Source organism: Streptomyces nidicola (assembly GCF_050106155.1).
In the GTDB taxonomy this organism is placed as follows: Bacteria; Actinomycetota; Actinomycetes; order Streptomycetales; family Streptomycetaceae; genus Streptomyces.
In genome coordinates, this window is the sequence record NZ_JBNBPI010000001.1 from 1,314,001 (window position 1) to 1,325,711 (window position 11,711).

General features: G+C 70.1%; 10 protein-coding genes. 6 read left to right on the forward strand and 4 right to left on the reverse strand.

From position 1 onward, the window contains the following. Positions 1-5: 5 nt before the first annotated feature. On the reverse strand, positions 6-1,976 hold the full coding sequence (locus ACOKM3_RS06175) for an acyl-CoA dehydrogenase family protein (protein WP_426897727.1): 1,971 nt from the start codon (positions 1,974-1,976) through the stop codon (positions 6-8). 104 nt (positions 1,977-2,080) lie between these two features. Further along, positions 2,081-3,520 carry an MFS transporter gene (locus ACOKM3_RS06180; RefSeq protein WP_426897729.1) on the reverse strand — a complete coding sequence of 480 codons (1,440 nt, stop codon included), beginning with the start codon at positions 3,518-3,520 and terminating at the stop codon, positions 2,081-2,083. Between the two features lie 200 nt (positions 3,521-3,720). Between ACOKM3_RS06180 and ACOKM3_RS06185 the strand changes: the two genes are divergently transcribed. The 4 genes from ACOKM3_RS06185 (at position 3,721) to ACOKM3_RS06200 (ending at position 8,120) form a co-directional block, all read left to right on the forward strand. After that, positions 3,721-5,268, forward strand: a complete 1,548-nt coding sequence (locus ACOKM3_RS06185; protein ID WP_426897731.1) for a GMC oxidoreductase — start codon at positions 3,721-3,723, stop codon at positions 5,266-5,268. Between the two features lie 57 nt (positions 5,269-5,325). Continuing rightward, entirely contained in the window at positions 5,326-5,724 is a 399-nt protein-coding gene (locus ACOKM3_RS06190) for a C-glycoside deglycosidase beta subunit domain-containing protein (RefSeq protein ID WP_426897733.1), read from the forward strand. Continuing rightward, the gene (locus tag ACOKM3_RS06195; RefSeq protein ID WP_426897735.1) at positions 5,721-6,665 is read left to right on the forward strand and encodes a sugar phosphate isomerase/epimerase family protein; all 945 of its coding nucleotides are present in this window, start codon (positions 5,721-5,723) and stop codon (positions 6,663-6,665) included. The genes ACOKM3_RS06190 and ACOKM3_RS06195 overlap by 4 nt, the downstream gene beginning before the upstream one ends. Before the next feature lie 126 nt (positions 6,666-6,791). Beyond that, the gene (locus tag ACOKM3_RS06200; RefSeq protein WP_426897737.1) at positions 6,792-8,120 is read left to right on the forward strand and encodes an ROK family protein; all 1,329 of its coding nucleotides are present in this window, start codon (positions 6,792-6,794) and stop codon (positions 8,118-8,120) included. Between the two features lie 57 nt (positions 8,121-8,177). Here the strand turns inward: ACOKM3_RS06200 and ACOKM3_RS06205 are convergent, their stop codons facing one another. Then, positions 8,178-8,954 (reverse strand): MerR family transcriptional regulator, encoded by a 777-nt coding sequence (locus ACOKM3_RS06205; RefSeq protein WP_426897739.1) that lies wholly within the window; start codon positions 8,952-8,954, stop codon positions 8,178-8,180. Positions 8,955-9,137: 183 nt separating this feature from the next. Between ACOKM3_RS06205 and ACOKM3_RS06210 the strand changes: the two genes are divergently transcribed. Continuing rightward, positions 9,138-10,364 carry a serine hydrolase domain-containing protein gene (locus tag ACOKM3_RS06210; protein ID WP_426897741.1) on the forward strand — a complete coding sequence of 409 codons (1,227 nt, stop codon included), beginning with the start codon at positions 9,138-9,140 and terminating at the stop codon, positions 10,362-10,364. A 154-nt stretch (positions 10,365-10,518) separates the two neighbouring features. Next, a complete protein-coding gene (locus tag ACOKM3_RS06215; RefSeq protein WP_426897743.1) occupies positions 10,519-10,896 on the forward strand; it encodes a DUF2255 family protein in 378 nt (125 codons plus the stop codon). A gap of 7 nt (positions 10,897-10,903) precedes the next feature. Here the strand turns inward: ACOKM3_RS06215 and ACOKM3_RS06220 are convergent, their stop codons facing one another. Further along, complete coding sequence (locus ACOKM3_RS06220) at positions 10,904-11,695, reverse strand: alpha/beta fold hydrolase (protein WP_426897745.1); 792 nt, start codon at positions 11,693-11,695, stop codon at positions 10,904-10,906. Positions 11,696-11,711: the final 16 nt, after the last annotated feature.

Here is an 11,711-nt window from a genome sequence, read left to right on the forward strand (position 1 = left end):
CCGGTTCAGCCCACCAGGTCGGGCGAGCGCAGCATCGCCGACGGGATGCCCCACGCGTCGACGAGGTCGACCGCGAGGGGCCTGATCTTCCGGCAGAGGTTGTTGATCTCACGGCTGATCGCCTTGGAACGCTGGACGGTCAGCCGGCCGTGTTCCATGAACCACGCCCGGTCGGACTCGATCGTGGACAGGGCGAACAGATCGCACAGCAGCCCCAGTGCGGCCTTGTTCCCGCCGTCCCCGCCGTCCCCGACGTCCCCGTCGTCCGGCAGCGTCCGCAGTTTGTCGACGAACGCCTCGAGGACCAGGCGTTCGACATGCGCGCGGGCCACCGCGATCACGTGATCCTGTACGTGGGAGAAGACGACACCGGGATCGCGTTTCTCGTCCAGGCCGCGCTTGAGCCGCCGGGCCAGGCCGGCGAGCATGTGCTCCTCGCGGAAGCGGACCATGGCGAGTTGGTAGTCGGGGTCGAGCAGGCCGGCCTCCTGGTCCCAGTCGTCGCCACCGGGCAGCAGGTCGCGCACGCGCTCCAGCAGCTTGTGCACCGACGTCCTCTCTATGACCGTCTCCACGGCCTGACCGGTCACGAACCGGACCATGCCGAGCTGGTCGAGGTCCTCGAACTCGTGCGCGTAGTTCGTGAGGAGCCCCTTCGCCACGAGCTGCAGCAGGACGTGGTTGTCGCCCTCGAAGGTGGTGAAGACGTCGCTGTCGGCCTTGAGCGCGGCGAAGCGGTTGACGGCGAGGTAGCCGGCGCCGCCGCACGCCTCGCGGCACTCCTGGATCGTCCGCGTCGCGTGCCAGGTGCCCAGCGCCTTCGTGCCGGCGGCCCGGGCCTCCAGCTCGCGCCGCGCCTGCTCGTCGTCCTGGTTCCCCGAGAAGACCTCGTGCAACTGGGTGCGCACCACGTCCTGGGCGAAGTGCAGGGCGTACGTGCGGGCGAGCAGCGGCAGCAGGCGGCGCTGGTGCATCCCGTAGTCGAGCAGCAGTTGCTCTGCGCCGTCCGACGCCGCCTCGAACTGCCGGCGGCGCACCGCGTACTTCGTGGCGATCGCGAGGGCGACCTTGGCCGCGTTGATCGCGCCGCCACCGACGCTGACCCGCCCCTGGACCAGGGTTCCGAGCATGGTGAAGAAGCGGCGGCCGGGGTTCTCGATCGGGCTCTCGTACGCGCCGTCGGGCGTGACATCGGCGAACCGGTTGAGCAGCGCCTCGCGCGGCACCCGCACGCCGTCGAACCAGAGGCGGCCGTTGTCGACTCCGTTGAGTCCCATCTTGCGGCCGGCGTCCTCGATCCGTACGCCCGGTGCCGGTGCGCCGTCGACACGGATCGGCACGACGAACGCGTGCACCCCCTCCCGCTTGCCGTCCACCTCCAACTGGGCGAAGACGACGGCCAGTTCGGCGTGCCGGGCGGCGTTGCCGATGTAGTCCTTGCGCGCGGCGTCGCCGTGCGTGGTGATCACGAACTCCTGGCTCGGGGCGTCGTACGTCGCCACGGTGCCGAGCGCCTGGACATTGGAGCCGTGCCCGGTCTCGGTCATCGCGAAGCAGCCCATCAGCTTCCCGGTGATGAGATCCGGCAGATGGGCCCGGTGATGCCGTTCGGTGCCGAGGTGCAGGATCGCGCCGCCGAAGAGGCCGAACTGCACACCCACCTTCACCAGGAGCGACAGATCGCCGTAGGCGAGCGTCTCGAACGCGGCGATCGAGGCGCCGATGTCACCGCCCCCGCCGTACTCCTTCGGGAATCCCATCCCCGTCTGGCCCGTGGCCGCCAGTTCGACCGTGAGCTCGCGCACCCGCTCACGGAACGCGTCGATGCCGAGCTCCTCGGCCTCTTCGAGAACGGAGGCGTGCGCCGCCAGATTCGTACGCACCAGATCGCGGATCTCGGCGTACTCGCCGTCGAGCAGCGCGGTCAGGGCCTGTACGTCGACGGCGTCGGAGGACTGGGAGGCATCGTTGATCATGGACCTCTGGTACCCCGTGAGGACTCGTTGCAAGCGGTCCCCCGACGCCACACGGGTGTTTCCCCGGGTGTGAGGTGAGTTTCGATCTGCCACGCGCCGAACTGTCACCCCTCGCGCAGGCGGAGGTTGTCCGCCTTGATGCCGGGCAGTTTCGCTTCCAGGGAGTACGTGGCGATCACCGCGGCCTGGAGCGCTGCGACCAGGATGGGCAGGCCGATGAACAGCAGGGCGATCCCGTCGCTCACGTCTGAAGTGACGGCGCCGGGGCGGTAGTTGATGCCCGACAGACCCCAGGCCAGACACGCCGACCCGAGGGCGGCGCCGATCTTGGTGCTCATGCTGTAGCCGGCGAACAGCAGCCCCTCGTCGCGGCGCCGGCTGCGCCACTCGTGCCACTCCGCCGTGTCGGCCACCAGCGCGGGGCCGGCAACGAAACCCAGGCCTCCGACGAGGTTGGCGACGAAGAACACAGCGGTGAACGCGATGAGGTTCTCGCGCAGGAAGAACAGCAGGCCGCTGAGGACGATGCACACCACCAGGCCCAGCAGGATGCCCCGGCGCTGCCCCAGCAGCCGCAGGAGCCTCGCGGTGACCAGGGAACCGAGCACCGCGGACAACGAGAAGGCGAGCAGGATGACCGGGACGGCCGACGGCTTGTGCAGGGCGTGGAGGGCGAAGTACACGGCGCCGCCGGTGATGATGCCGAGCCGCGCGAACGACAGGATCGAGAACGAAAAGACCGTCAGCCAGGGCCGGTTGTGCGCCAACGACTTGATGGAGAGCCAGATCCCGGCCCTGTCCTTGGCGATCGGAGCCACCGGCACACGTTCCTTGACGAGGCCGAAGACGGCCCAGAAGAGGATCATGCCGATCGCTGCGTACAGCGCCATCGTCCAGGCGAACCCGGACCGCGAGGTCGACGAGCCACCGAACAGGCTGATCAGCGGCTGCGTCGCGGTGGACACCACGATGAGGCCGATGCCGACACCGAACGAGCGCATCCCCGCCAGTTGCATCCGCGTCCCGGAGTCCCGCGTGGCCATGGCCATGAGCGCGCCGTACGGGACGTTGACCAGCGAGTACGCCAGTCCGACGAGCACGAACGTGACGTACGCGTAGACGATCGCGGCCGCACCGCCGCCGCCCGGCGTGAGGAACGTCAGCAGGGTCAGCGCGCTGAGCAGCGGCGCGCCGAACAGGAGGTAGGGCCGGGCGCGCCCCCACCGTGAGGTCGTGCGGTCGACGACCAGGCCGACCGCGGGGTCGAAGAAGGCGTCGAGCAGCCGCGCGATCAGCATCAGCGTGCCGGCGGCCCCCGCCACGATTCCGGCGACGTCGGTGTAGAAGAAGAGCAGGTAGCTGGAGATCGTGGTCCACGTCAGGTTGGACGCCACGTCTCCGAGGGCGAAGGCCGCCCGTTCACCGCGGCGCACCGCGCGTGGGTCGTCCGCCGCGCCGAACGGCACACCGGCGACGCCATCGTCTTGGGCGGGGTCCGGCCGAACGGAGTCCCTGCCGGGCGTTCTGGGCTGCCTGGTGCTCATCATCGAGTCCTTCACCTCAGCGTCATTGCCTGGATGGCCTGCAGCGCATCTTGTGTGCCTCGCGAACCTAAGTCAACGCTTCGGACAGAACCGGTCGTGCAGCAGGGCACTTCGCGCTCCATTGCGCTAACACTCTTGCCTTATGTTCCTTCCGCACATAAGTTGAGCCGCCTGTGAATGCGTCAGACAGAGGAGCCCGGATGTCCCGCTGTGCCAGTGGATTCCCCGACGAGGTCGATGTCGCGATCGTCGGCAGCGGCCCGGCCGGAGCCGCCTACGCCCGCGCCCTGAGCGAACTCGCGCCGCAGCTGAGGCTCGCCGTCTTCGAGGCCGGGCCACTGATCAGCGACCCGCCGGGTACGCACGTGAAGAACATCGGCGACCCCGAGCAGCGGGCCCGCGCCCAGCGTGCCTCCGAGGGGCCCCGCCCGATCGTCGAGGCCGTGTCGACCGACACCATGGACGACTACGCCAGCGACCGGCCGACCCTTCAGCGGCCGGGGACGTTCCTGCTGGAGAAGACACCGCGGCGAGGCTCCGAGGACGGACTGCCCGCCGCGGCGATGTCGAGCAACGTCGGCGGTATGGGCGCGCATTGGACCGGAGCGTGTCCGCGCCCGGGAGACAGTGAAGTCATCGATTTTCTCCCGGAGTTGACCGACTGGCTGGGCGAGGCCGAGCGGCTGCTCGGTGTCTCCGCGGAGGTGCTGGCCGACGCGCCGTTCGCCGACGAGGTCCGCAAGCGTCTCTCGGTGGCCCTCGACCACGACCGCCCCGGGGACCGGCAGATCCAGCCGATGCCGATGGCCGTGCGTCGCACACCGGACGGCCAACTCCTTTGGTGCGGCGCGGACATGGTGTTCGGCGACGCCACCCGGGCCAACCCCAACTTCTCGCTGCACGCGGAAGCGCTGGTGACCCAGGTCCTGCTCGGTGACGATGGGCAGGGCGGGCAGGCCGCGCGCGGCGTATGCGTGCGTGACCGGCGTACGGACACCGAACACCAGGTCGCGGCCCGCTACGTCGTGGTGGCCGCCGACAGCCTGCGCACCCCGCAACTGCTGTACGCCTCCGGCGTCCGCCCCACCGCCCTCGGGCGCTACCTCAACGACCAGCCGCAGCTCGTGTACGCCGTACGCATGCGCGACCTGCCCGATCTCCCGCCCGCGCAGGACGACGGCGTAGGTGTCACGGCCAGCAGCGGCGTGGCCTGGGTGCCCTTCACCGACACCCACCCGTACCACGGCCAGGTCATGCAGCTGGACGCCTCACCGGTACCCCTGGCCGACGACGCCCCGGCACCCGGCTCCGTCGTCGGGCTCGGTTGGTTCTGCGCCAAGGATCTACGGGCCGAGGACCGGATCGCCTTCCGGGACGACGAGTCGGACGGCTACGGGATGCCGGCGATGGACATCCACTACCGGCTCACCGGCGCGGACCACGCGGCCATCGACGGCGCCCGGACCGAGATCCTGCACGCGGCGGCCGCCCTCGGCGAGCCCCTCGACGACACCCCGCCCCTCCTCTTCCCGGCCGGCGCCTCCCTGCACTACCAGGGCACCGTCCGGATGGGCGCCACCGACGACGGCACCTCCGTGTGCGACCCGAGCAGCCAAGTCTGGGGCGTACGCGGCCTGTTCGTCGCCGGCAACGGCGTCATCCCCACCGCCACGGCCTGCAACCCGACTCTGACCTCGGTCGCCCTGGCCGTCGGGGGTGCGCGAAGCATCGCGGCCGCCGAAAGCTGACCTCACCGCCCTGACCGCCCTCACTCCCCCTTCCCGATCCGTACCACCGGAGGCTCCATGCTCGACCGGGACATCATCCAGAACCGCGGCGTACGCAACGTCGACGCCGGCGGGGAGATCATCGGCTTCCAGTTCCGCCTGCGGATGCCCAACTACCGAGGACTGTGGGGCAGCCTCATCGAAGGTGTCTCCGTAAAAGTCGGCGACCTGCGCTGGGACCGTGAGACACCACGGTGGACGCTTCAGGGCCGCGAGTTCACCTGCGCCGAACTGCGTACCTCGACCGATGTCCGCTGGCAGCTCGACGAGCCGGCCACCATCACCGTCCCCCACCCCGGCGGCCTGCCCGCGGGCGTGCACCTCCTCGAGGTCGACATCGCCCTCCAAGCCCCTTACATCCCGGCCGAGTTCCAGCCCTCGGTCTTCCACGCCGAGCGAAAGGTCACGCTCCTGTGACGCGCGGACACGACACCCTGACGAGTGGAAGCGGCACCCTCGACAGCGGACACGACACCTTGAAGTACGGCGTCTCCCTCTACAGCTACACCGGGGACATGTACACCCTGCTCACCCTCGACGACGCCATGGCCGAGATCGCCGACCTCGGCGCGAGCGGCATCGAGATCCTCGGCGAGGGCAACATCAGCGACTACCCCACGCCGTCGACCCGTTGGATCGACGACTGGCACACCGGCCTGGAACGCCATGGGCTGACCGCCACCAACTACGGGTCCTGGATCGACTCGCGCATGTGGCAGCACCGCGACCTGACGGTCGACGAGGGTGTCACCATCCTGCGCCGGGACCTGGAACTGGCCTCCACCCTCGGCTTCACCACCCTGCGCCCCAAGATCGGCGTCATCTCGATGGACCTCAAGCCGCACCCCATCTGGGAGGCGGTCATCGAGCGCGTACTGGACCGCGCGGCCGAACTGGACATCGTCATCTGCCCCGAGATCCACGCGCCCACCCCCATCAAGCACGAAGTCGTCGACGACTACCTCGCGTTCATCGAGCGCACCGGGACCGACCACTTCCGGCTGCTCATCGACACCGGCGTCTTCCAGCGCGCCGCGACCGACGCACATCACGCCGGGCTCGACGAGGAGGCCCAGGAGGCCGGCTGGCGCCGCCCCCTGGCCGTACCGATGGCGGATCTGGTGGCGGTGCTGCCGTATGTCGCCTTCGTCCAGGCGAAGTTCTTCGACATCACCGAAGACCTCACCGATCCGCACATCCCGTGGCAGGAGATCGTCACGACACTCGTCGAGCACGGCTACACCGGCTACCTCTCCAGCGAGTACGAGGGCGACCGGATCCCCTACCGCTCGCTCGAACAGGTCCGCCGCCAGCACGCGCTGCTGCGGAAGCTGGAGCGCGAGGCCAGAGGGCACTGACGCCCGTCGACTCCCCCGGCGGCGGTGCCACCGCGACACCGCCCTCGGGGCGCATCGGCGCTGTCGTAACATCGCGTCAAAGGCAACCGCCCAGACGGCGCACGCGGAACGACGAACGGGGAAGACATGGACCGCCCGGTCCCGACCGGCAGCGCTCCGCCACCGGAGCAGCCGATGCCGTTCGCCCCCGCCGCCACCCTGCCGCCGCTCGAAGCGGCGCCCCTCGCGATCGTCGTCAACCTCGTCCGCTCCGGCCGCGCGACGACCCGGCCCGAGCTGGTCACCGCGACCGGTCTCAGCCGCAAGGTCGTCGCCCAGCGCGTCGACCAGGCCCTCGCGCTGGGCCTGGTCGAGGACGGTGAGCTGGCCGCGTCGTCCGGTGGCAGGCAGGCACGGACCCTGCGCTTCCGGGCAGGAGCGGGACACCTCTACGCCGCGGTCATGGGCGCGTCCGAGTTCACCGCCGCGATCATGGACCTCTCCGGCACCGTCATCGCCTCGCACCACGAGGACTGGGACGTCGAGGCCGGTCCCCAGCCCACGATGGAGCGCGTGCAGGCGGCGTTCTCCGCCCTGGCGCTCAAGACCGGGCTCGGCAGGCCGTGGGCCATCGGGATCGGGGTGCCGGGCCCTGTGGAGTTCGCCACCGGACGGCTGGTGGCGCCGCCGATCATGCCCGGCTGGGACGGCTTCAGCGTCCGGTCCTGGCTGCGCGAGCACTACGACGCGCCGGTCTGGGTCGACAACGACGTGAACCTGATGGCCCTGGGCGAGTGGACGTGCGGCACCCCGCGCGACGGCCGCGACATGCTGTTCATCAAGGTGGGCACCGGCATCGGCGCGGGCCTGGTCAACGGGGGCCGCCTGCTGCGCGGAGACCGCGGGGCGGCCGGCGACATCGGGCACACGCACGTCACCGACGACTCGTCAGCGGTCTGCCGGTGCGGGCAGACCGGCTGCCTGGAAGCCGTCGCGAGCGGCTGGTCCATGCTCGACGAGTCCCACCGCCGGGTGGCGGAGAGCCCCTACCTCACCAAGACGCTGGAGCGGACCGGCCGACTGACGCTGGGCGAGATCGGCGCGGCCGCGGTCACCGGCGACGCGCTGGCCCTGGAGATGATCGACAAGCGCTCCCGGCTGGTCGCCGATGTCATCGCCAACCTGGTCAACTTCTGCAACCCCGGGGTCCTCGTCCTGGGCGGCGGCGTGCTGCGCACCGGCCCCCGGTTCGTCGAGCTCGTCTCGTCGACGGTGCGCGCGCGGTGCATCCGCCTCGTCACCGCCGGACTGACCGTGCGCGCCGCGTCCCTCGACCATCTCGAAGGCGTCACCGGCGCAGGACTCCTCGCCGCTTCGGGACTGTTCGCCACCGGGCCGCTCACCCACTGGGTGGAGAGCGGCACCCCTCTCGGCCACGCCACTACGCTGCAGCGGCTCTCGGCGGAACTCACCTGATCCTCGCGGTCGGCCGCCAGTGCTCCCGGACGTTAATCAGTCCCCCCCGTACGGCCGTCACTGGCCGGGAACGGCGATGCCTGCCTCCCGCAGATTCGCCTCGACCAGCCTGTTCAACCGGACGACGGATGCCGACTCGTCCTCCCGGTGCTGGTTGACCAGTGCGTACCGGGAGGCGGCGTCGGACTGGTTCCGGAACTCCGTCGGCATGGCCAGCAGCGCGCGGTCGGCCAGCAACTTGTCGGTCATCGCCGCCGCCAGTTCCTCGATCCGTGGGTCGTCCGGGTCCCAGGATCTCGCCTCCCAACCCCGCTTGGTCAACTCGACGGACTCGGGATCGTCGAGCGAACGCTCGAGCTGGGTCAGGAAGATGTCGAAGATCTCCGGGACCAGCGCCCGGGACAGCACCAGCGCCTCCCGCTGCACGGACACGTAGTCGGGCCCGAAGCCGAGTTCGGCCAGTCGTTCCAGGACCGCGCAGGCCCGGTCGGGCAGCAGGGCCCGGTCGCCGTGGTCGAGACGGTGCAGCCGGTCGCGGCGCGCGGTCAGTTCCTCGATCCGCTCGGTGAGCCGGTGATGGACGCTCTCCAGGGTGACGGCGAAGGTCTCGGCATCGGCATCGAGCAGGTCGACCGTCTCGGCCAGCGGCACACCGGCCGCGGCCAGGGTCCGCACCTGGACCAGCCGGAACAGCTCGCCCGATCGGTATCGGCGGTAGCCGGAGGCGTCGCGGTCCGGCTCGGCGACCAGGCCGAGCCGGTGATAGTGCCGCACCGTCTTGACCGTGACACCGACGAACGCCGCCGCCTGACCGATCGTGAGTCCGTTGACCATCGGCTCCGCACACCTTCCCCTCGTGGACGACTTCGGTCCGCTTCTCATCCAACCCCACTGCTTCGAACGGAGGTTGACCTTGACCCTGGGTCAAGGATGCACGCTCTCCACACGGCCGCTTCGAAGGGGCCGGGCAGCCACCGCGCCGCGGTGACAGCACACACTGTGAACAGGAGCGTCACCATGGGAACGAACAGCAACGGCTTCTCCGAGGCGGGGCTGCGCCGACTGCGCGAGGTGCTGGCACGGCATGTCGAGTCCAAGAAGATCCCCGGCCTCGTCGCCCTCGTCAGCCGCGGCGGCCGGACGCACGTCGAGGCGATCGGGACGATGCGCCCCGACGGTGGCGCACCGATGCGCCGGGACACGATCTTCCGGATGGCGTCCACGTCCAAACCGGTCACCATGGCGGCGGCGATGATCCTGCTCGACGAGTGCCGGCTGCGGCTCGACGACCCGGTGGATCCGTGGCTGCCCGAACTCGCCGACCGGCAGGTCCTGAGGCGCCCCGACGGACCGCTGGACGACACCGTGCCGGCGCAACGGCCGATCACCGTACGGGACTTGCTGACCTCCACGTTCGGGCTCGGCGTCGACTTCGAGTCGATGGCCTCCCCGATCAGGGCCGCGACCTTCGAGCGTCTCGACTACAGCGTGGCCTCCGGGCCCGCGCCCGAGCCGGACGAATGGATGCGCCGCCTCGGCGAGCTGCCGCTGCAGTACCAGCCAGGAGTCCGGTGGCAGTACGACCTCAGCAACGAGGTCGTCGGTGTGCTCGTCTCCCGGGTCGCCGGACAGCCGCTGGAGACGTTCCTGCGGGAACGCGTCCTCGATCCGCTGGGGATGAAGGACACCGCGTTCCACGTGCCCGCCGAGAAGATCGACCGGCTGCCGCCTCTGTACGGGCCCGATCCGGCGACCGGCGAGTTCCTGGTGTGGGACGAGGCGGAAGGGGGCAGGTCCGCCGTGCCTCCCGCCTTCCAGGGCGCCGGCGGCGGACTCGTCTCCGCCGTCGACGACTACCACGCCTACTTCCAGATGCTGTTGAACCACGGGACGCACGGGGGCGAGCGGATCCTCTCCCGGGCCGCCGTCGAGCTGATGACCACCAATCGTCTGACGCCTGCTCAACTGGCCGCGAGGGAAGCCATGTTCAGCAATGTCGCCCATGTGTCGTCCGGCCAGGGCGCGGATGGCGGCTGGGGCTTCGGGATGTCGGTGCGCACCGAGCGCAACGGCTACGCGCCCGCCGGTCAGTTCGGCTGGTTCGGCGGCACCGGCACCACCGCCTACGCGGACAGGACCAACCAGCTCACCGGGATCCTGCTGACGCAGGTCGGACTGTCCACGCCGGATTCGCCGCGTGCGATGAGCGACTTCTGGACCACGCTCTACCAGGCAGTCGACTGATCACGGGCTCGACGTTCCTCGACGCGGCCCCGGAGACGCCCGCACGCCAGGGCGCACCCCTGGCGGGCCGTATCCCGCTTGCCGGGGGCGCCGACGCCGCGCATGGTGTTCGCAACGGCGCCCCCGCGCCCGCCCATGCGAAGGAGATCAGCAGATGCCGGTGGAGTGGACGGACGATGAACTCGACAGGATCGGCGAGGCGGAGGAACTGGAGATCGCCTCCCTGCGGCGGGACGGCGAACTGAGCACACCGCGCACCATCTGGGTGGTGCGCGTGGGCGACGGCATCTACGTACGGTCGGTGAACGGGCCGGGCTCCGACTGGTACCGCTCCACGCGGGTCCGGCAGGAAGGCCGCGTCGAGGCCGCCGGCGCCGACAAGGACGTCACCATCCTGGACGCGGACCCCGAGCTGAACGGACACGTGGACGACGCCTACCGCAGCAAGTACGGCCACTACGCGGCCCGGATCATCCAGGCCATCACGAGCCCCGAGGCGTCCTCCACCACGATGCGGCTCCTGCCGCGCTGAACCCTGCTCATCGTGGGCGGGGCGACGGCGTGTTCGCGTAGCGGCCGATGAACTCGCGGATCTCCCGGGCGACCAGTTCGGGAGACTCGTACGGGGCGAGATGCCCTGCGTCCGACAGGAAGACCAGTCGGCCCCCGGGCATCGCACGGACGTCGGCGATCAACTTGTCCTGTGGGGCGATGGTGTCTCTGCCGCCGATGACGTAGCACGCCGGCACGGCGATCCCGGACAGTTCCTCGTACATGCTCGTGTAGGCACCGCCACCGGGTCCGAGCCAGCTGCGCCAGAACTGCTCGGTGACAGCACTCGTCATGGTGTGCACGACGTCTGTAGTTCTGGTCGGGTCGAGCGAGATGGACCCGATGGCCTTCGTGATGGCTTCGACGTCGCGGAAGGACCTGTGGAACCCCTCGATGACGGGGTCGCCCGCCTCGGTACCGCCCGCGTTCCACGGCATGAGCGCCATGACCGCGGACACCTGGCCGGGCCGGTCCAGAGCGATGCGCACGCTGAGCGCGCCGCCGAAGGAGAGACCGACGAGGGCGAAGCGTTCGAGGCCGAGCTCGTCACAGGCGTCGATCACCGTTTCGGCGATCCGGGCGAGGCTCGATCCGTCGGCGGGCGCGTGGAGCGAGCCCGCGTGGCCCGGCAGGTCCATGAGAACGAGGCGATGGCCGTCGAGCAGGGGTGCCACCTCGGACCAGCAGTCGAGTGAGCACCCGAGGCCGGGCAGCAGCACGATCGAGTCAGGCCCGTCTCCCCGCTCCTCGTAGTGGATTCCGTTGTGCGTCTTCGGCATGGGGTCCCTCCGTGTG